Origin of the sequence: Candidatus Cardinium sp. TP, from assembly GCF_025215055.1 — a bacterium.
GTDB lineage: Bacteria > Bacteroidota > Bacteroidia > Cytophagales > Amoebophilaceae > Cardinium.
The window spans coordinates 1-19,356 of record NZ_JANAVR010000001.1 but is presented as its reverse complement, the minus strand read 5'-3'; the positions used below and the strand labels follow the sequence as shown (position 1 = coordinate 19,356).

The 19,356-nt window shown below is 40.1% G+C and carries 19 protein-coding genes and 2 rRNA genes; 17 read left to right on the top strand and 4 right to left on the bottom strand.

From position 1 onward, the window contains the following. The first annotated feature begins 384 nt into the window (after positions 1 to 384). The 11 genes from NLX65_RS00105 to NLX65_RS00055 all read left to right on the top strand — a co-directional run bounded on the left by NLX65_RS00105 (position 385) and on the right by NLX65_RS00055 (position 8,327). Positions 385 to 1,071, top strand: a complete 687-nt coding sequence (locus NLX65_RS00105; RefSeq protein ID WP_260535831.1) for a hypothetical protein — start codon at positions 385 to 387, stop codon at positions 1,069 to 1,071. Then, the gene (locus tag NLX65_RS00100; protein WP_260535829.1) at positions 1,031 to 1,177 is read left to right on the top strand and encodes a hypothetical protein; all 147 of its coding nucleotides are present in this window, start codon (positions 1,031 to 1,033) and stop codon (positions 1,175 to 1,177) included. The genes NLX65_RS00105 and NLX65_RS00100 overlap by 41 nt, the downstream gene beginning before the upstream one ends. A gap of 260 nt (positions 1,178 to 1,437) precedes the next feature. Then, positions 1,438 to 1,680: a FoF1 ATP synthase subunit delta/epsilon gene (locus NLX65_RS00095; protein WP_260535827.1), complete on the top strand. Its 243-nt coding sequence runs from the start codon at positions 1,438 to 1,440 to the stop codon at positions 1,678 to 1,680. A 362-nt stretch (positions 1,681 to 2,042) separates the two neighbouring features. Beyond that, positions 2,043 to 2,603, top strand: a complete 561-nt coding sequence (locus NLX65_RS00090; RefSeq protein ID WP_260535825.1) for a DUF4255 domain-containing protein — start codon at positions 2,043 to 2,045, stop codon at positions 2,601 to 2,603. Further along, on the top strand, positions 2,603 to 3,454 hold the full coding sequence (locus tag NLX65_RS00085; protein WP_260535823.1) for a hypothetical protein: 852 nt from the start codon (positions 2,603 to 2,605) through the stop codon (positions 3,452 to 3,454). The genes NLX65_RS00090 and NLX65_RS00085 overlap by 1 nt, the downstream gene beginning before the upstream one ends. Positions 3,455 to 3,526: 72 nt before the next feature. Next, positions 3,527 to 4,987, top strand: coding sequence for a phage tail sheath family protein (locus NLX65_RS00080; RefSeq protein ID WP_260535821.1), 1,461 nt, complete (start codon positions 3,527 to 3,529; stop codon positions 4,985 to 4,987). Between the two features lie 90 nt (positions 4,988 to 5,077). Beyond that, entirely contained in the window at positions 5,078 to 5,650 is a 573-nt protein-coding gene (locus NLX65_RS00075) for a palindromic element RPE1 domain-containing protein (RefSeq protein ID WP_260535819.1), read from the top strand. Positions 5,651 to 5,712: 62 nt separating this feature from the next. After that, on the top strand, positions 5,713 to 6,168 hold the full coding sequence (locus tag NLX65_RS00070; protein ID WP_260535817.1) for a hypothetical protein: 456 nt from the start codon (positions 5,713 to 5,715) through the stop codon (positions 6,166 to 6,168). Positions 6,169 to 6,201: 33 nt separating this feature from the next. Further along, entirely contained in the window at positions 6,202 to 6,651 is a 450-nt protein-coding gene (locus NLX65_RS00065; RefSeq protein WP_260535815.1) for a phage tail protein, read from the top strand. 174 nt (positions 6,652 to 6,825) lie between these two features. After that, positions 6,826 to 6,996 carry a hypothetical protein gene (locus NLX65_RS00060; RefSeq protein ID WP_260535813.1) on the top strand — a complete coding sequence of 57 codons (171 nt, stop codon included), beginning with the start codon at positions 6,826 to 6,828 and terminating at the stop codon, positions 6,994 to 6,996. Between the two features lie 14 nt (positions 6,997 to 7,010). Continuing rightward, the gene (locus tag NLX65_RS00055) at positions 7,011 to 8,327 is read left to right on the top strand and encodes a CIS tube protein (protein WP_260535811.1); all 1,317 of its coding nucleotides are present in this window, start codon (positions 7,011 to 7,013) and stop codon (positions 8,325 to 8,327) included. Between the two features lie 417 nt (positions 8,328 to 8,744). Here NLX65_RS00055 and NLX65_RS00050 read toward each other — a convergent pair whose 3' ends face one another. The 3 genes from NLX65_RS00050 to NLX65_RS00040 all read right to left on the bottom strand — a co-directional run bounded on the left by NLX65_RS00050 (position 8,745) and on the right by NLX65_RS00040 (position 10,979). Then, positions 8,745 to 9,503: a TatD family hydrolase gene (locus tag NLX65_RS00050; protein ID WP_260535809.1), complete on the bottom strand. Its 759-nt coding sequence runs from the start codon at positions 9,501 to 9,503 to the stop codon at positions 8,745 to 8,747. 295 nt (positions 9,504 to 9,798) lie between these two features. Next, a complete protein-coding gene (locus NLX65_RS00045; protein ID WP_260535807.1) occupies positions 9,799 to 10,314 on the bottom strand; it encodes a metallophosphoesterase family protein in 516 nt (171 codons plus the stop codon). Between the two features lie 161 nt (positions 10,315 to 10,475). After that, positions 10,476 to 10,979 carry a methylated-DNA--[protein]-cysteine S-methyltransferase gene (locus NLX65_RS00040; protein WP_260535805.1) on the bottom strand — a complete coding sequence of 168 codons (504 nt, stop codon included), beginning with the start codon at positions 10,977 to 10,979 and terminating at the stop codon, positions 10,476 to 10,478. Between the two features lie 193 nt (positions 10,980 to 11,172). On the opposite strand from NLX65_RS00040, the gene NLX65_RS00035 reads away from it, so the two are divergent. Both NLX65_RS00035 and NLX65_RS00030 read left to right on the top strand, forming a co-directional pair. After that, a complete protein-coding gene (locus tag NLX65_RS00035) occupies positions 11,173 to 11,649 on the top strand; it encodes an N-acetylmuramoyl-L-alanine amidase (protein ID WP_260535803.1) in 477 nt (158 codons plus the stop codon). 42 nt (positions 11,650 to 11,691) lie between these two features. Then, on the top strand, positions 11,692 to 12,030 hold the full coding sequence (locus tag NLX65_RS00030; protein WP_260535801.1) for a hypothetical protein: 339 nt from the start codon (positions 11,692 to 11,694) through the stop codon (positions 12,028 to 12,030). Positions 12,031 to 12,194: 164 nt separating this feature from the next. Here NLX65_RS00030 and NLX65_RS00025 read toward each other — a convergent pair whose 3' ends face one another. Continuing rightward, the gene (locus NLX65_RS00025; protein WP_260535799.1) at positions 12,195 to 12,989 is read right to left on the bottom strand and encodes a thymidylate synthase; all 795 of its coding nucleotides are present in this window, start codon (positions 12,987 to 12,989) and stop codon (positions 12,195 to 12,197) included. 966 nt (positions 12,990 to 13,955) lie between these two features. Here NLX65_RS00025 and NLX65_RS00020 point away from each other — a divergent pair. The 4 genes from NLX65_RS00020 to NLX65_RS00005 all read left to right on the top strand — a co-directional run bounded on the left by NLX65_RS00020 (position 13,956) and on the right by NLX65_RS00005 (position 19,256). Continuing rightward, the gene (locus tag NLX65_RS00020) at positions 13,956 to 14,825 is read left to right on the top strand and encodes a hypothetical protein (RefSeq protein ID WP_260535797.1); all 870 of its coding nucleotides are present in this window, start codon (positions 13,956 to 13,958) and stop codon (positions 14,823 to 14,825) included. Between the two features lie 722 nt (positions 14,826 to 15,547). Continuing rightward, positions 15,548 to 18,445 (top strand): 23S ribosomal RNA (locus NLX65_RS00015). A gap of 81 nt (positions 18,446 to 18,526) precedes the next feature. Then, positions 18,527 to 18,638 (top strand): 5S ribosomal RNA (gene rrf, locus NLX65_RS00010). A gap of 285 nt (positions 18,639 to 18,923) precedes the next feature. Further along, positions 18,924 to 19,256 (top strand): hypothetical protein, encoded by a 333-nt coding sequence (locus NLX65_RS00005; RefSeq protein ID WP_260535794.1) that lies wholly within the window; start codon positions 18,924 to 18,926, stop codon positions 19,254 to 19,256. The last annotated feature ends 100 nt before the right edge of the window (positions 19,257 to 19,356 follow it).

Here is a 19,356-nt window from a genome sequence, read left to right as displayed (position 1 = left end):
TGATATCCTTTAAAACTGGTTTTGCCATTGCGATCGCATTATACATGATTACAATGAATTATTTGTTGTTTCATTACGTACGGGACAAATACTTTCGTAAGTAAGGTTAAGACAGCATTTGTGGCTATGGTTTTGTGCACGTATGCGCTTTTTTCATCAGCGTTTGGTTTCTTGTACACTGCTTTATCAAGAAAAAAGTGCAATATAGATATCTTATTGTTGCATTTTTATATGTTATTTTATATATGCCTCCTGGTTTAGGGTATGCATATTACCGCAGCTAGGCATTTAGGTAAGTCATAGTTTAACGGTGTAGGGCCACACCTATTAGCTAAGAAAAGCATGGAACATAGGTGCATTTTATATTGTCGTTGCTCCTATTAGGTGGCTGCCATACGGGCATTAGGCAGGATGTGCATCCCGGGGTTCAATCTTTTGCTGCGCGATGCAGTTGTGCATCTTCCCCATACTTCCGGCCCTGCGGATTTTGCTTCTACTGTTGCTTTTGATTTTAGGACTGCTTCGGATGCACGTGTGGTTGCCGATACAGTTGCTGCGGATGCGCGTGCGGTTGCGGCTGCTCGTGCTGATACTGCTGTTGCGCGTGCTTTTGCTCCTGATGGTGGTACTTCTGGTCCGTCTACTCTTTATGGGCGTGCTGTTGTTGCTTGTTCTAATGCTGCTGCTTATATGCGTGTTGCTGCGCATGCTGCTGGCTATGCGGCTGCTTATGCCTATGCTTCTGGCTATGCGGATGCATATAATTGTACTTCTGTTTCTGCTGTTACTGCTGCCGCGTCCTTTGCTGCTGCTGTTGCGTATGCCGGTGCGTATGCTGCTTTTTTTGCTACTGCTGCTACGTATGCTACTTCTGCTGCTCGTTCTGCTGCTGAGTCTGCTACGGTTGGCTGTATATGCAGGGTCTCTGCTCATGCTGCTTCTATTTTTCGTTCTGCAGATCGTGCTGCGGCTTATCTATATACTGCTTGTGCTGCTTATGCTTATGCTGCTGCTGACGCTGCTAAGACTGTTGCGGATAGCAGCTGCTGCTTTTGCAGCAGCAGCTGCTGATGTCGTTCGTGATTTTGCCAAGGCTGCTGAGCGCTCTGCTGCTGTTGCGCAGCGTTATGCGGCTCGTGCTGTTGCTGCAGCGCGTTTTGTTACTGCTGTTGCATAATACTATATACTATATTCCTGACACCATTTATTTTATAATGGCCTTTTTTGCATACACTTGCGCATGTAGCTGATCTTCACATGACCTGTAGTGTTTTGGAAGAAGGCTATCCTTAGAGGGGGGTACAAATGGTAGGCTATTTATGACATAATCTATTTCAGCCCATTTGCTTTTAAAAAACCTTTTAGTTACCTTTCAGTTAATAGGAAGCGCAATTAGTTATTGAGCGTGATTGTCTACCAAAAGTAAATAGTTTCAATATGCATTTATCTATCATTGCGCCTAATCATAGGCTTTTTAATGGAGAGGTGGATAGTGTAATGTTGCCAGGTGCACTTGGTCCATTTCAGGTACTTTCTGATCATGCACCTACTTTAAGTAGTTTCATAGCAGGGAAGATCACTTATACGGTTGGGTCTACCTCATTTTCCATTTCAGTAAGGAGTGGTTTCACCTCGGTAGCTAATAACCAGGTTAGGGTAGTTTGTGAGCCTAGCGTGTAGAAGGATGTAGCCGCATAGCGCGCAGCTGTTGGTTATTCAAGTGTCGGTTTTGTAACTCTGTTTTGCGTTTAAATGCATGGGCTTTTGGTTATGTTTGCCTAGCCGCTGCGTTTCTTTAAGGGGGCTTATAACTGGTATGGTTTACGACTGTTAAGCAAAAATTATAATGCTTGTAGCCTTGAGTAAAGAAAGATCTAAAAATGTAATATATTTAAGCTATAAAGCGTTTTTTTTATATGAACCGCTAGGCAAGCGGAGTGATGAGCCGAGTGCACCTGCTGTATGGCATCTTTGTATACAATCGTTATGGCGCGTATGCAGTAAGTATCAAGTAAGTATCATGAATAATAAAATGGCTCAACATGTTGCATCATTGCACTAGTACTATATTATCTGAAGTAAATCAATACATTCAGTCTAAAACGAATGTAAAGGGGCCAGCTATATCCCTGTCAATTTTAGGAAATTCCCAAATAGAAAGCAAATCTTCCAAGGGAATTTTTATGAGGTTGGTGGATATTGCTTCAGTAGAGCTGCGTAGTAATCCTACGCAATATGTGCCACAGGGAGATGGCTTTGTCATGCGTAAAATGCCAGAAGCATTTAACCTTTATTTCTTATTTTCTACTGATTATAACGCAGAAAGCTTATTAAAAAATTTAGAATTACTCGCTTATGTGGCAGCATTTTTTCAAAATAAGTCGCATTTTGATGCTTCTAATACACCTGTTTTGCAGGAGATTGGGATTGAAAGTTTTTCAGTTGAGTTAGTCAAGATGGCGCCATCGGAGCGGTCCATGCTTTGGAAAAGTTTGCATACGTCTTATAGTCCTTCTTTGCTCTATAAGGTAGGTCTCATATTTATAGGAGATGCTACGATGGATTTAAAGGTAGTATCCGCATTTTTATCACGTGAGCGGTAATGGCATTTACAACAAAATTATTTCGTATAGTTATTTCAAATGGTTATTATAAATCTAATAAACCTCAGAATGACTTCGATATAGAGCCAACAAAGGCTACTGCTTCTTGGATGGCCGCACGTAGGGTGCGTCTGTTGGGTCACCCAGATGGCATAGAGTTGATATGGCTTTCACAGGATTATGATCATCCATTGGCGTTGTTTAAAAAAAAGGCAGCGGGCATTACCTTTTCCTTTGTGGTGACATTAAAAAATAGCCAACTATTGAATCTAGCAGAGTTAGAAGCAGGGTACTCAACCGGTCAAGTCTATTATTTGCATAATGGGCATACGGACCATCATCTGCTACATAGTAAAGCCTCTATGGGCAAATCAGATCTAGTAAAAATTCAAGATGTGCCTCATTACCCAACCGGGCCAGGTTGGAATGTTTTTGCCATGATTGATATAGATCTTACCCGTTTCGTGCATGCTTTATCCGATCAAAAAGAGCGTACCTTGGTGGCACCTATTACCTATACCATTAAGATTCAAAACCGTGCTACCTTTTGGCGGTATTATTTCGTAGATACCAACCAACAGCTTGGTAAGGCGCTAAAGATTCTATCCAAAGGAGATGCCTCTTACTTTGGTGTAGTAAAGGCTTTGCCAGAATGCCCCAATACCTATTGTGCAGAATCTACTATGCCCATGGAGCTTTGTGATCGATACGATCGTTCTTTTTCACTTTGCACACTAGGCGGTGCAAAAGGCGAGACCATATTATTAGAAAAATTGCCTTATCCTACCTATGACGCGCTTAAAAAGGATAAGGGGAAGAAACACTATAGTGATATAGTTGTATATGTTTAGTTTAAATTTAATTTAACTTTTATATAATTCATAAAATCAAATAAAATGGCTGAAAATTTAAAAACTCCCGGCGTGTACATCGTCGAGAAGGATACGGGTGCCAACGCCGTGGTTCAAGTATCAACCGCAGTTCCTGCTTTTATAGGCTTTACAGAAAGAGCTGAAATTAATGGAAAGTCGTTTCATATGAAACCCGTTCAGATCTCTTCGCTTTCTGAATTTGAGTTGTTTTTTGGTGGACCAGCAGTACCTGTTTATACCATTAAGGAGGTAACCAGTGGAGACAAAGATTTGGTGATGAATGGCAAGTCTTATGTTATGGAACAGAGTCTAAATTCTACATTTTACCTATATAATAGTTTAAAGCTATTCTTTGATAATGGTGGAGCAGATTGTTTTATTGTTTCTGTTGGTCAATATGGTGACCCAAATGTACAATTAGAAATTACACCAGATGTATTCAAACAAGGCATAGACACCTTAGCTGGAGAAGAGGTGCCAACCATGTTGCTAATGCCAGACTCACTCTTATTAGAAGAGGAAGATGCCTCTTACTATGCGGTACAGACCTATGGGCTCGCCCATTGTGGTAAGTATCTGAATAAAGTAGCATTATTTGATGTATGGGGTGGAAACAAGGAATTATCTATCGAGGATAAAAACAAATATGTCAACAGGTTTCGTGAATATATTGGATTAGATAATTTGAGTTATGGTGCTGCCTACTATCCATGGGTTAAAACCAATATTATCCCATTGAATAGCATTGATTACAGAAACTTTGATTTAGAGTCGCTCAAAGGTGTATTACAAGAAGAGCACAAAACCATGCTGGCCAATCTAATCAGTGCTACTACAGAGAAAGAAAAAGTCTATTGGGATGCTGGACTAAAGAATACCAGTAAGGAGTATAAATTACTGCGTAAAACCATTGCTGATCGGTTGAATATTCTTCCAGCTGCTCCGGCTATGGCTGGGTTGTATACCAGAACGGATAAAGCAAGAGGGGTATGGATTGCGCCGGCTAACCAAAACTTAAACTCTGTGGTAGAGCCTATGGTTAAGATTACCCATGAAGAGCAAGAAGCATTGAACGTAGATGGCATTAGCGGTAAATCTATCAATGCTATTCGAACCTTTAAAGGAGCCGGTGCGGCAGTTGTTTGGGGTGCCAGAACCTTGGCAGGAAATAGTCCAGAATGGCGGTATATTAACGTTAGGCGTTTGTTTATCCTTATTGAGCAATCGATTAAAAATGCAGCCTTTTCCGTTGTCTTTAGGCCAAACGTTCCTGTTACCTGGGCAGTGGTACAGGGAATGATTTCCAACTTCTTGACCAATCTTTGGAGACAAGGTGCTTTGGTAGGCGCAAGCCCTGCAGAGGCATTCACCGTCCTTTGTGGATTAGGTGAGACGATGTCTCAGGATGACGTGAATGAAGGCATTATGCGCATTTCCGTAAAAGTAGCAGCGCCTAGACCAGCTGAGTTTATTGTGATCACCTTTGAACAAAAAATGGGTGCAGATGGGTAACGATACCTATAGAGAGTAAATTAATAGACTTTTTTCGAAACCCACTTGTCCTAAGGAATTTGTAGGAGAGGCGGCGCGCAAAACGGGAGTGTGCTAAATATACGTGAGGATTTGAGTACCGGATTAACGAGCAAATTACCAGCAGAAGTGGAGTTTCGGAAGAGGTCTGTTCTAAAAATATTTAAAACTGAAATAATCATGGCTGAGAATTTGTTAATACCTGCTATCGTCCATTTTAATTTGGGCTCCTCGAAAGTTAGTATAACGGATTACCATATAGCAATTGCCTTAGGAAATGAATGCCAATATATTAGGTCCATTAATGCACAAGGTAAATCTGTTTATGCGATACGCAAAGGAGGTGAAATTGAACAGACAACTGATATTAAAGTTTCTATACTGAAAACACCAGATAAAAAATTTGATGATGATATTAAAAAAATAGAAAAAAACTTAGAAGCCACCAAGGAAAGTGATCCTAAAAAATATGTGGAAAATATGCTTTTTAGTATTGCAACCAATGATGATAAGCCATTTACCCATATACAATTTCAGGGGTATGTGAGTGAAATGAGTAGTGAAGTAGATCCTGAAACTGGACTACAGGAAGTCACAGCCGAGCTGGCAGTTTATGATCCAGTTAGTTTTGTTATTAAACAATAGCTTGCTCCATTCGTTATTGAGTTTTTCGGATATTAAGTAGTTTAACTAGAATTTGAAATATTATGCAAAGAGTAACTATTGATTATAAACACTTTAATCAAGCAGGTTTTGATAGTAAAACTTGTAGTGTTTCGGCTGTTGGTATGCCTAATCAAAAGACATCTACAAAAGCGGCCGTATATGATACGTCAACCAAAGCGCCAGTTTTTCAAAATCAGCACAGCGCTCAAGAAGTGGTCGCTTTCACTGTAGAGTTTTTGCCGTTTATAACTGGTAAACAGTTGTTAACAAAAGCATATAGCTTGGTTCAAGAGGTACTGGAGGATAAATATAACGCAGAGCCATTTACCCTTTGTGTACATAAAAAAGATGGTTCAATAGATACCAAAACAACCGTAAATGACGTTATTGTCCAGAAAGCAGAGTTGTTTTTAAATAGAAAAAACGAGGCTACAGGTGAAATGGGATATATCCGTATACGTTTTACTTTACAAGGCTTGAGTCCAGATAAAAAGTAGTCACATGATGTTTGTAACCTTGTTCTGATATTTATGGCTGATTTTAATTTGGTCCATACCTATTCTTTTCAAGTAGAAGTATTGGGTATAACAGATGGTAGTTCACCAGAATATTTCTACAAGGTAGAAGGGTTAAATAATGCTTTGCGTATGGAGCCCTATCTACCTGGAGGGGCGAATAGGCCCTATTATAGAGCCAATGCATGTGAAACGACTGATTTAATCTTGACGAGGCCCTTAGTAGAGGGGAAAACTAAAATAACCGTTTGGTGCGAAGAAGCCATTGATAAAGGATTGTTTAAGCTTACGCAAGCCCATATTTTGGTCCTTAATAAGGAAGGTAAAATTCTGGCACAGTGGAAGATAGAAGATGTCTATCCAAAGGGCATAGCCATTACACCATTCCAGTTAAATGGTCCAACCGAATTTGAGGTAGGAGAAACCATTACGCTTGGCTATTCTAGGTTGGTGCGTACTAAGTGATAGCAGTAATAGACCTTTTTCGCAACCTATTTGTCGTGTACAATGGTGACCAGTGACATAGCCACCCGCATACTATAAATGTATGCGGAGCGGCATAGACAAGCTGTACCGCCAAATGACCATGCGAAAACGGTTTCGAAAGAGGTCTAGTGTAGCAAATAAATTGTATGGATTATGTCAATTATAATTCATGAATTCGTGATTAGGTTTGCAGTGCATAAACCCACTCAACCAGTAGAAAATACGACCAATAAGCCAGTTGATTGTTTACTGGATACGACGCAGCAGCAAGAATTGGTAAAGGATATGGTCAACGCATTATTAGAAGATCGAGAAGCAAGGTAAAATAGCCTCCAGGTATGAGTAACGTTAGTAAGCTAGTTATTAAAGCATGTAGGGACAATAAATTTTCCTCTTTTACAGGAGAATTTATTACATCTATTAATCCAGAGAACTTGGTTATTAAAAGTGCCGTATCCTACCATATTCCTGGAGGCACTCCTCCTAGTGCGCATTTGCTTAAATACCGTGGATCCCCTCCCAAGGTACTTTCTTTTAGTCTTTTATTTGACAATACAGGGATTATGCCTGGTAGCAATACCATTGCTGTAATGGAGCAAGTCAAACAACTACAAGAGGTTGCTTATAGCGTCCAGAAAAAAAACAATGCGCCCAATTACATTCGTGTAATATGGGGGCAGATTGATTTTAAAGGTAGATTGGTAGATCTAGACATTGTCTATTCTATGTTTCAAGTAGATGGTACGTTGGTTAGAGCCGAGGCACATATCGTTGTATTGGAGGAGCTAGTTCCTGTAGGGACAGGGAAATCTGCTTCAGGTGTAGATAACGACTATGCAAAAGCATCGGGTGTAAGTGCAACCTCCAAGGGACCATCTAGTCAAAGGGGTGGTCCACCACCCTCTTATCAGGAGGTCGCTGCCCCCCCCACTTCTTATCAGGCAGCCGTTGCTGCACCGCAGCAGGAAGCCTTTGCACCTAGCCCTAATGGGATGAATGGGGCCTACAGTGGTGCACCACCGGGGGCCTATGATGGAGGGGCTGACCAGATTTATCATGGATCTAATGAAGCTGGTGGGGCGGTCTATGCCTCATCCAGTGTGGCTACGGCTCAGTCTGGCAAGCCTGTTTCTAGTGTAAAGCCGGCCTCCTCTGGCCATGGTGTCTATAGTAATGATGCTGATACTGGGCGTTCTGGTAGCGGCTTACAAGGTGGTGTGGCGGGTAATGGTCCTGGCGGGAGTGGAGGAGGAGTTGGCGGGGGAGGCCATGGGCCAGGAAAATCTGCAGGGACTCCTGCTGCTTCAGGAGCAAATAGCCGTGTTAGTAAATCTAGTGCAACTAGTGTTAGCGATGTAGCAGGCAGTGGGACTGGATCTCCCAAAAATAATGTGGTTCCAGGTAGTGGTAAGGTCAAAGGAAAAGATAGTAACTTTAAAGCCGGTAGCATGGTAGCTGCTGGTGTAGTTGGTAGTGCAGCAGTAGCAGCCGCAGCCGCAAGTGGAGCAGATAGTTTGCGTAAAGGATTGGACCTAAAAGCAAAATTAGGGAGTATCAAGGGAAAAGTGAGTTTTTGGAGAAGGCTCAAAAATTTTACTAAAAAAGTATCCCCTAAGGGATATGAGGCCGGAAAAAAATTAGTAAAAAAGATTTAGGACAGTAAAAAGAATTTTATATCATACTTTTTTTCGTATCTATTCAGTCATTTGGAAACACTGTCCCAAAACAAGAAAAATGCCTCTTGTAAAAAATCACGATCAGAAAGCAGAGTTTACAGATGAAAAGAAAAATAGTGTATCCATTCATTGGTGTGGTTTTTAGGCAAAAATATTTTGGTATCTGTTCAGCGCAGTGGTTTTTATTAGGTATCTATTCCAGTTATTGGTTTTTTGCGTTAAAAGAACACCGCCCCTGTAAAAAGTCGCTGAAAGTGTCATCTTACAGATGACACTTTCAGCGACTTTTTACCAAGGGCTTGATTTTTTCCACTTTTTTATTAAGAAAAAAGTGGGATAAAATGCATTATTAACCAGTATCGTGAACAGATACAAAAGTAAGATAAACACTCCTTATTATCTCTTTGCCTCAAAAATTGCCTCAGCATTTTGTGTCGTTATAGATGCCACTTCTGTTAAGGAGACCTCCTTGATGGTTGCAAGTGCTTCTGCTATATAGCGTAAGTAGCTTGGCTCATTGCGTTTCCCTCGAAAAGGTGAGGGTGCTAAGTACGGACTATCGGTTTCTAAGACCAAATGTTTGAGATCTATAGCCGATATGGTTTCGGCTAGTCCACTTTTCGGTATTGTAATAATCCCGCCAACCCCTAGCGAAAAATCCAGCGCTATACATTTTTCTGCTTCACGCAAGTCCCCGGTAAAACAGTGAATCACTCCTTTTAGACTGCCGTCCTGTTCTATTTCCAATAGGTTGATGACCTCTTTAAAGGCATTTCTGCAGTGAATAGATACAGGCAAATGATAGCGCTTGGCTAAAGAAAGTTGAATGCTAAATGCTTCCTGTTGTGCTTCAAGCAAAGCAGTATCATGGTATAAATCTATACCAATTTCCCCAACGGCTATAAACCCACCTTTATCCAGCCATTCCTCTACTATATATAACTGTTTGGTAAAATCTTTTCTGATATGACAAGGATGGATCCCCATCATAGGCAAACAGCAAGGATAGTCTCCGGCTACATCCATCATTCTTTCGATCGTCTCTTCCTCTATATTTGGCATATAGATTTTTTGGATATCGTTTCTTTGCGCATTCTCTACAACCAAAGGTAATGTAAGGTCATATATATGGGCATGTGTATCGATAAATTTCATAATCTCATCAGTCGTTAACTGTATAGTTTTAGTTATTGTATGTGTTCAACCAATGGCATCAACTGAAGGGATATCGTATCTCTTCAATACACTGTTTTATTTTTACTTTTTTCTTGATAAAAAAGTAAAAAAAATCAAGCCCTCAGCAAAAAGCTTTTTACAGTGGCGTTTTTCTTTTAACATAAAAACCAGTGACTTGAATAAATACTTTTTATCGACGGCCATGTACTATTTAAATTAACACAATGGAAGCAAAGACCAAATTACCTTTTCGCCAATGTTTTGAACGGAAATCTTAATCATACTCTACTAATGCCGCTCTAGTGCCTAGCTCTATAACCTCTATATTGTGAACCTTTTTATTATTGATTTCAAAACGCAATAGCGTACGCATATAATGGGAACCATGGCGTCCAGCCGCACCAGGGTTCAGGTAAAGCATCGGAGGACGCTTGATGTCATGCATCACCCGTAAGATGTGTGAGTGGCCACCTACCAAAATATCAGGTTGCTCTACGCTTAATTTGGTGCGTATTTGTGGCGTATATAAAGGCGGATAACCCGATATATGTATCAGCCATATATGCACTTGCTCACATTGAAATGATTGAAATTCAGGGTGCTTATTTCTTATTGTACGGTCATCAATGTTGCCATATACCGCTCTAAAATGGTTGAAACGATCAAATACAGGAAGTAACTCAGAGTCACCAATGTCCCCTGCATGCCACACCTCGTCACATTTTTCAAAGTGATCAAAAATTTTAGGATCCAACCACCCATGGGTATCTGAGAGTAAACCAATTTTCATAATTCGTGCGTTGTGTGCATTTTTTACCATAGCCTGATCTGCTACTTAAAACCTGATCTGCTACTTATGAAAAATAAGATACAAAATTATTGTTCAAGGCAAGATAACCTAGTGGTTTCGGCCGTTCAATTTGAATGGTGTCATGCCTCGCAAGCCATAAACTAGTTTATGGCTTGCGCTTCTAATGTAAGCAACTGTTTTTTTACAGCTATCCCGGCAGCATATCCGCCTAGTGATCCATCGCTTCTAATCACTCTATGACAAGGTAATAGAATAGACAAAGGGTTTTTACCAATAGCAGAAGCTACTGCCCTGATTGCATGCGGGTACGCTGTTAAAGAGGCAAGCATTTTGTAAGTGCAGACCTCCCCGTAGGGAATTTTGAGCAAGGATTTCCATATATTTATATGAAAATCAGTTCCATATAACTTATAATCAATTGTAAAAGTAGTCCTTTTTAAATTAAAATATTCGTGCAGTTGTAGCTCTATCTCCTTGAAAACCGATGGTGTAGTATGGTATTCCCGCTGGGTTGGCATGATAGGAAAAGGTCTGTCTCCTTCCAGATATAGCCCCGTTAGTTGGTTGGCGTGGGTGGTTAGCAGTATTTTGCCAAGTGGTGTAGTGGTATAGTTGTAGTAAAATGTATCCTTTGTGCCTTCCATATTTTTTAATAGTTGCAAGCAGTTGTATTGTATAAGTATAATTTTATGATAATGGTTTTACAGAATGTATACTTGTTATTTACATTTATGTTTAATAGTATAGAATTAATCTAATATTTTTTAAATCCTATGTATTAGGTAAAGTAATGATTCGGTATGCGCAGTATGCTGCTAAAATCTAAACAATATTACCATGCGTATCTATCTAAGCTTATGCTTAGCATTGATGTTTTCAGGTCTTAAACCTATTATTTCATCGTGTAGTGGGTTCCGTAATGGAATGTATAGTCCTGGGTATTCAAGTAATTTGATCAATAATCCAATTGTAGTGGATTATAGTCGTCCCTCCCCCAACTACAATGAGCGTGGATCGAATGCTATATCTACACTGGTGATGCATTATACTGTAGCAGATTTGGAAAGGTCCTTGCAAATCTTAACAGATGCATCTAGGCCTGCACGCGTTAGTGCCCATTATTTAGTACCCAAAAGAGCTATAGGTGACCAGAGGAAGGTTTATAGTTTGGTCCCTCAGGCTAAGCGGGCTTGGCATGCAGGTGTTGGTCAGTGGGGCGCTTTTAATGATGTCAATAGTACCTCGATAGGTGTAAAAATAGTGAATGTAGGCTATGAGGATGTAGCCGGTAAGCGTACTTGGGATCCTTTCTAAGATTATCAAATAGATACTGTTATCGCCTTAACGCAGCCGATTATGACAACATATGGTGTGCAGCCTACTCATATAATAGGCCATGCTGATTTGGCACCTGGAAGAAAGCAGGACCCAGGTCTTGCCTTTCCTTGGGAAAAACTTTATAAAAATGGTATAGGTGCTTGGTATAATCGATCTGAGCTTGATGTAAAAGAACAAGGTAGCATAGATATTGAGCAATTTCAAAAAGATTTAAATACCTATGGTTATCCATTCATCTTACAGGCATGTTGGATCAAGCTACCCGATATGTATGCACATCGTTTCAGATGCATTTTAGGCCTAGTAACTATTCAGGTGAACCTGATCCAGAAACAGTTGCTATTGCCAAAAATTTAATAGAGAAGTATTATAATAATGGTGGATAGTACCTAAGATGGCTTAGCTAGAATATGGATAGAAAATTAGGTGGTAAAAGTGGATTCGCCTGGCAACAGGTAAAATAGGCAGGCGATAAAATAGAAAAAGCACTCAATTGGGTTGAAAAAAGTAACGAGAGACTTTTACACAGAAATAGCTGCTTTAATAGCTGGATGATGTATATAGTTGAGTAGTGTAAAGTTCTCATAGACAAAATCAAACAAATCGGTTACGGTCCCGCGGAGTTGCATCTTAGGCAATGCGTATGGCTTACGTTGGAGTTGTAAATTTGCCTGTTCCAGGTGATTATGGTAGAGATGCGCATCGCCCAAGGTATGAATTAGCGTTCCAGGTTGTAGTTGGCATACTTGCGCCATCATCATCGTTAACAACGCATAAGAAGCAATATTAAAAGGTACTCCTAAAAAAACATCCGCGCTACGTTGGTAGAACTGACAAGATAGATTTCCATTCGCTACGTAAAACTGAAAAAACGCATGACAAGGCGGCAATGCCATTTTAGGAATTTCACCCACATTCCATGCACTGACCAATAGCCTACGAGAATCAGGGTTTGCTTTTATTTCCTTTATAATGGCGCTTATTTGATCAATTTTTTCTCCTATTGCGGTAGGCCAACTCCTCCACTGATGGCCATAAATAGGGCCTAGTTCCCCCTCTTTAGTTGCCCACTCATCCCATATTGTAACATCATGTTGCTGTAGATAAGCTATATTGGTATTACCGCTTAAAAACCAAAGTAATTCATGAATAATAGCGTGCAGGTGCACTTTTTTAGTAGTAAGCAATGGAAAGCCCTCCTCTAAGTTAAACCGCATCTGGTAGCCAAAAATACTCTTGGTTCCTGTTCCAGTCCTATCTTTTTTGTCAATTCCCTCTGCTAAGATATGTGCTAATAAAGTTAAATATGGTTTCATCGGTATGGTTGATCGTTTTCTGGGATGGAATTATGGAATTTAGGTCAAATCCGCTCTTCGAACAAGTTTTTTGATTTTTTATCTTATCAGTATAAAAACCACTTGTTAGACAATTTAAGCTGTTAGGATGGATATAAACTGGAAGCAGGCGAACCATCCATAAGTCGTAGAAGCTGTAATCGATGAAGTTTTTTCTTGATATAACTCACGCAGTGGATTAGTGCTGGACAGTGCGTAAAAAAACAGATAAGCTTTTATAGAAAGTTGCGGTTACCCTGTAAAATAGATAATTCTGCAAAAGCTTTTACTGTACTAGTAGGCAGTGGGTTGATTTTTCTGCCCATAGGGAAACCGTAATATGCCCTTTAGACTTATTGTTCAACTTAAAGATTTAGTATCTGTTCACGGTACTGGTTAATAATGCATTTTATCCCACTTTTTTCTTGATAAAAAAGTGGACAAAAAATCAAGCCCTCGGTAAAAAGTCGCTGAAAGTGTCATCTTACAGATGGAAAAACAGGAAGCGCCCCCTTTGGGGCTTCAAAGGAAACTTTTTTTCCTAATCATCTGTAAAATGCCACTTTCTAAACCGCGACTTTTTCAGGGGCGTTGTTCTTTTAATGCAAAAAACGAGTAACTTGAATAGATACAAAATATTATTGCCTAAAAACCACACCACTGAATGGATACAAGATTTAAGTGTAAAAACTCAAAAGTAGTTTTTTTTAAACTTTATGTATTTGATGTTAAGCAGACATTACTTGGATAGAACTGAAGTGCATGCTAGAACATTTGTTCATAATCATGGTTCATTCAGAGGTGCAGTTATGCTCTGACAACAAACCGCCCTATATCAAGTGATCCCTTTAGCTTTAGGTGCATGATACGCCCATTGGCATCGTTTCTCAATGCATTGGGCCCTGCATTAAACTAAACTAAACTATAACTGACAACCAATTACACATCATGGATATAAATAAAAATAAATCGATTCGCAAAGGTTTTATCTTTTCAAAAACAAAATTTCCAATAGTATTGACTTTATCTAATGGTTTGTTTATCAATTTATTTGGATGTACTACAAGCCAGGTTAAGAATGGGGTTGTAGAAGCAGTAGGCAAATCTTCTAATAATAGCGATCATCCCGAACAATCCCGTGAACTCCCTAAATTACCTATAGATAATGAATGTTATAAAAAGATAACTGAACATGACAGTCCTTCCCTAAAATATTATAAGATCAAAGCATACGAGGTCTATGAGAGGCTTTGTACAGAAATTCGTGGATTTTCTAAGGTAAATCCATGTAACTATAAATACCTAATATCGTTATCAGTAGCCCTAAAAAAGTTAATAGCAATTAGAGAGAAGGAATGCGAGGTGCTCAAAAGAGAGGTGAATGAATTTGTAACATTCAGCTGTAACATGCTTGATTCGATAAAAGATCCAAGAATGAAAAGGTCCGAATTATACGATACGTACAAGAAGTATTATAAAGAAACCTATGGAGATGATGCAGAGCACGATGTAGATATAATTAAAGACCCAAAATTGTTACTAGGAGCTATAGAAAATCTAAAAGAATTCAGGCTCAAGAAATTAGATTCATTAATGGATGGTATGAATGAATTCTTAAATCAGATCAATAACGTATTGAAATCGATAGGTATTTTAAAAGAAAATACTAAAAAGAGTCAAGATGTTATTATGGATTATATGACAAGGTTGTCAACGTTCTATGTTATGGTCCTTGTGCGTGACTGGAGCCCTAACCCCTCTACAGACCCAGAACCTAATCCTAAAAAAAAGTTGAATCTATTTAATTTGCGTAAGTAATGGGATCAATTTAGGACAGCTAGTGTCTTTCCAAAAAAGCAGAATAAAAATTCCATTAGCTGATCACTCAATGAGGTCAACTTAAGTAGTGTATTTTATTGATTGTCAAATAAAATATAATATTAATTGCGTTTGTTCCAATGGCGTCAACATAAGGTGCTAATCGCCGCCGATAAAAAAAATTGGCGCTTCAGTAAACTTGTAATCTTTAGACGAGCTGTTATGCAGCGGATCAGAAAAACAGCTTGTGTGAGCCCACGTAGTGGGCGAGTTCTGTTTTTCCCGCTGAACAATAGAGCATTTCGTTACTTTTACTGCGCGCCAAACTTTTTATTGGCGGCCATGGGCAGAGGAGTATACTTAACTATCTATCCATAGACTACTTTTTGTACTGCTGTATTAGCATACTTTTCCCTTAATTTGACTCCATTGGCTGATCACGTGCAAAAATAGGGGAGGTAAGATTAAAAAAGCGATATGATGCAAAGCAATACCACATTTATTTGAAAAAAATATTTGCGGTTAAAAAAAAAAGTTATACCTTTGTATTACGATTCAACGTGGAAGAGATCAAAGCGGTAAAGGCATCAAATGATAAGGTGCAAGCGTGCTAGGTCGATCTCCGTTAGGTTTCGAAAGATGTTCTTTGACTTATTGTAAAAGCAAAATAGGGTAGGCGGATTCCTTTTTAGGATTCAGTCTATTTCCATTTCAAGAGCAAGTAAGAAATAATTAAGGGCGTATGGAGGATGCCTTGGCTCTTAGAGGCGATGAAAGACGTGATAAGCTGCGATAAGTTGCGGGGATTGGCTGTGCGATTTGATCCGCAAATCTCTGAATGGGGCAACCCACCCTACCTATGTAGGGTATCCCTTTAATTAAATAAGGGAGGCAAACCTGGAGAACTGAAACATCTAAGTACCCAGAGGAAGAGAAAACAAATAGTGATTCCATAAGTAGTGGTGAGCGAACGTGGATTAGCCCAAACCATATCAGTTTCGGCTGTTATGGGGTTGTAGGACTAGCTGTTAAAAGTGAATAACAAAAACTTAAATTATTTTGGAAAAGTAAGCCATAGAAGGTGAAAGCCCTGTCAAGGTAATTGTTATTTGTTTAGTTAGTATCCTGAGTAGGTCAGTCCCGGTGAAAGGCTGACTGAATTTGCCGGCACCATCCGGTAAGGCTAAATACTCCTAAGAGACCGATAGTGAACAAGTACCGTGAGGGAAAGGTGAAAAGTACCCTGAATAAGGGAGTGAAATAGTTCCTGAAACCATACGCTTACAAGCAGTCGGAGTTTTTTTATAAAATGACGGCGTGCCTTTTGTATAATGAGCCTATGAGTTAATCTTTTCTGGCAAGGTAAATCCTTTTGAAAGGAAAAGCCGAAGCGAAAGCGAGTCTGAATAGGGCGTTTTAGTCAGAGGAGTTAGACGCGAAAGCCGGTGATCTACCCATGGCCAGGTTGAAGCGTTGGTAAAACAACGTGGAGGACCGAACCAGTGGATATTGTAACGTCCTTGGATGAGCTGTGGGTAGGAGTGAAAGGCTAATCAAACCGGCAGATAGCTCGTACTCTCCGAAATGTTTTTAGGAACAGCCTTAAGTGTATACTGATAGGGGTAGAGCTACCGATAGGACTAGGGGGGTAACCTACCGTGTCCAGACGAACTCCGAATACTATCAGTTTTGCTTAGGAGTGAGGGTTAGGGCGTTAAGGTCCTAATCCGAGAGGGAAAGAACCCAGACCATCAGCTAAGGTCCCCAAATATATACTAAGTTGAACTAAGAAGGTTTAGTTGCTTAGACAGTCAGGATGTTGGCTTGGAAGCAGCCATTCATTTGAAGAGTGCGTAACAGCTCACTGATCGAGCGACAAAGCGTCGATGATGAACGGGCATTAAGTATATTACCGAAGCTATGGCCTTGCTATTTAAGTATAGCAAGGGGTAGGAGAGCATTCTAATTGAGTTGAAGCTGAGTAGTGATGCTTGGTGGATTGATTAGAAAAGAAAATGTAGGCATGAGTAACCAAAATAATGGTGAGAAACCATTACACCGTAAGACTAAGGTTTCCATGGCGATGGTTGTCATCCATGGGTTAGTCGGGCCCTAAGCTGAAGCCGAACGGCGTAGGCGATGGAAGATCGGTTAATATTCCGATACTAGCTAGTAATAGAGAAGGGGGGACGAAGGAGTGAAAGGTCTGCCTTCTGACGAATTTAGGAGGTTAAAGCCCGTAGATATAGGTATGGCAGGCAAATCCACCATATCTGTCGAAGGTGATAGTACTACAATCCCTCGGGGGCGTAGATAATGACCCTAATCATACTTCCAAGAAAAGCCTCTAATTGTTAGGTGCTAGCTAACCGTACCGCAAACCAACACAGGTAGTTGAGGAGAATATCCTAAGGTGTTCGAGTGATTCGTGGCCAAGGAACTCGGCAAAATAGCCCTGTAACTTCGGGAGAAAGGGTGCCTCATTGATCCTTTTAGGAGGGTCAATAGGCCGCAGTGAAAAGGCCCAGGCGACTGTTTACCAAAAACACAGGACTTTGCAAAATCGAAAGATGAAGTATAAGGTCTGATACCTGCCCGGTGCTGGAAGGTTAATAGGAGGTGTTAAGTCGCAAGATTGAAGCGCTGAATAGAAGCCCCAGTAAACGGCGGCCGTAACCTTGACGGTCCTAAGGTAGCGAAATTCCTTGTCGGGTAAGTTCCGACCTGCACGAATGGTGTAACGATCTGGGCGCTGTCTCAGCCACGAGCTCGGTGAAATTGGAGTGGCGGTGAAGATACCGTCTACCCGCAATGGGACGAAAAGACCCCATGAACCTTTACTATAGCTTAACATTGATAATATGTGGATAATGTGTAGGATAGGTGGGAGGCTGCGTAAGTAGTCGTCGTTGAAATACCACCCTTTATCTATGTGTTATCTAATCCTTTTGTATAAGGAGACAGTGTTTGGTGGGTAGTTTGACTGGGACGGTCGCCTCCTAAAAAGTAACGGAGGCTTTCAAAGGTACCCTCAGTACGGATGGTAATCGTACGTAGAGTGCAATAGCATAAGGGTGCTTGACTGTGAGACAAACAAGTCGAGCAGAGTCGAAAGACGGATATAGTGATCCGGTGGTTCCGTATGGAAGGGCCATCGCTAAAAGGATAAAAGGTACTCTGGGGATAACAGGCTGATCTCCCCCAAGAGCTCATATCGACGGGGAGGTTTGGCACCTCGATGTCGGCTCGTCACAACCTGGAGCTGAAGCACGTTCCAAGGGTTGGGCTGTTCGCCCATTAAAGTGGCACGCGAGCTGGGTTCAGAACGTCGTGAGACAGTTCGGTTTCTATCTATTGCGGGCGTTAGAAGTTTGAGAGGGGCTGACCTTAGTACGAGAGGACCGGGTTGGGTAAACCTCTGGTGTATCAGTTGTGACGTCAGTTGCACTGCTGAGTAGCTACGTTTATAAGAGATAAGTGCTGAAAGCATCTAAGCACGAAACTCGCCTCAAGATGAGACTTCAATAAGGGTGGTTAAAGATGATGACCTTGATAGGTTGCAGGTGTAAAGTTAGAAATGGCAAAGCTGAGCAATACTAATTACCCGAATGTTTCTTGTTTTTTTCTTGATTTTGCTTTTACAGTAGTCAATTACTTTCTTTTGATTTGGTATAATTTCAAAAGATTAAAATATTAAAAATAAAGGTGACGAAAGCGCTGGTGTGCACCTCTTCCCATTCCGAACAGAGCAGTTAAGCCCAGCAGCGCCGATGGTACTTCGGTAATACGCGGGAGAGTAGGTAGTTGCCATCTTTTATTTTTTTTGTGCCATGCAGTGATGATTTATTGCATGGCATTTTTTTTACTCTTGCCCTTTGAACCCTTACTTTAATCCCCTACTTCCTTACTTTAACCTTGGAATCCTTCTTGCTTCGGTAATATATAGGTTACTTAAACCACAAGCATAAAAATATGCAGTATATAAAACTATAGTGTATTGCCGTGTATAGGTTGATTTAATATAATTTATTTCATAAATCATATTAAAAACTGCTTTAATGTAAGCGAGCTTATACCCACCTATAAACTAATATAACTATGTGTGGAAAATATATAAAAGCTTTTCTATTTGAGTTGATCAGTATCACTCAGTTGATGCAATGTGTTTTTTTAAGTAAAGGATTATATATAGATAGTCCGGAAATAGGTCAAGATCACTTAAGTAAGGTTAGCAAAAAAGTCGATTTGGTGAAGCAAGAATACCCAAATTTATTCTGTGTTGAATTTAATGCTTTATTCCAAAGGGGGAGGAAAGGTCTAGAAAAGGTCATGGTAAAATATCCGAAAGCATGTATGAATGGTTTGCATACATCGGATGATAGATATAATGTTACTTATTTCATTATATGTAGTAGTCAAGATTTAATCTGACAGGCAGTAAAAATTTAAGTATTAAAGTTGTCCGTTAAGTTAAATGTGTCAGTTAGGTTGTTAAGATAAGCGATTTGATTATTTTTTTCAAAGACTAATT

Bases quoted from the DNA above. Each gene is read 5' to 3' on its own strand.
- NLX65_RS00045 (WP_260535807.1), bottom strand. From the start codon at position 10,314: ATGAAAATTGGTTTACTCTCAGATACCCATGGGTGGTTGGATCCTAAA.
- NLX65_RS00050 (WP_260535809.1), bottom strand. From the start codon at position 9,503: ATGAAATTTATCGATACACATGCCCATATATATGACCTTACATTACCT.
- NLX65_RS00095 (WP_260535827.1), top strand. From the start codon at position 1,438: ATGCATTTATCTATCATTGCGCCTAATCATAGGCTTTTTAATGGAGAG.
- NLX65_RS00090 (WP_260535825.1), top strand. From the start codon at position 2,043: ATGTTGCATCATTGCACTAGTACTATATTATCTGAAGTAAATCAATAC.
- NLX65_RS00025 (WP_260535799.1), bottom strand. From the start codon at position 12,989: ATGAAACCATATTTAACTTTATTAGCACATATCTTAGCAGAGGGAATT.
- NLX65_RS00030 (WP_260535801.1), top strand. From the start codon at position 11,692: ATGACAACATATGGTGTGCAGCCTACTCATATAATAGGCCATGCTGAT.
- NLX65_RS00035 (WP_260535803.1), top strand. From the start codon at position 11,173: ATGCGTATCTATCTAAGCTTATGCTTAGCATTGATGTTTTCAGGTCTT.
- NLX65_RS00070 (WP_260535817.1), top strand. From the start codon at position 5,713: ATGCAAAGAGTAACTATTGATTATAAACACTTTAATCAAGCAGGTTTT.
- NLX65_RS00020 (WP_260535797.1), top strand. From the start codon at position 13,956: ATGGATATAAATAAAAATAAATCGATTCGCAAAGGTTTTATCTTTTCA.
- NLX65_RS00065 (WP_260535815.1), top strand. From the start codon at position 6,202: ATGGCTGATTTTAATTTGGTCCATACCTATTCTTTTCAAGTAGAAGTA.
- NLX65_RS00005 (WP_260535794.1), top strand. From the start codon at position 18,924: ATGTGTGGAAAATATATAAAAGCTTTTCTATTTGAGTTGATCAGTATC.
- NLX65_RS00040 (WP_260535805.1), bottom strand. From the start codon at position 10,979: ATGGAAGGCACAAAGGATACATTTTACTACAACTATACCACTACACCA.
- NLX65_RS00085 (WP_260535823.1), top strand. From the start codon at position 2,603: ATGGCATTTACAACAAAATTATTTCGTATAGTTATTTCAAATGGTTAT.
- NLX65_RS00055 (WP_260535811.1), top strand. From the start codon at position 7,011: ATGAGTAACGTTAGTAAGCTAGTTATTAAAGCATGTAGGGACAATAAA.
- NLX65_RS00060 (WP_260535813.1), top strand. From the start codon at position 6,826: ATGTCAATTATAATTCATGAATTCGTGATTAGGTTTGCAGTGCATAAA.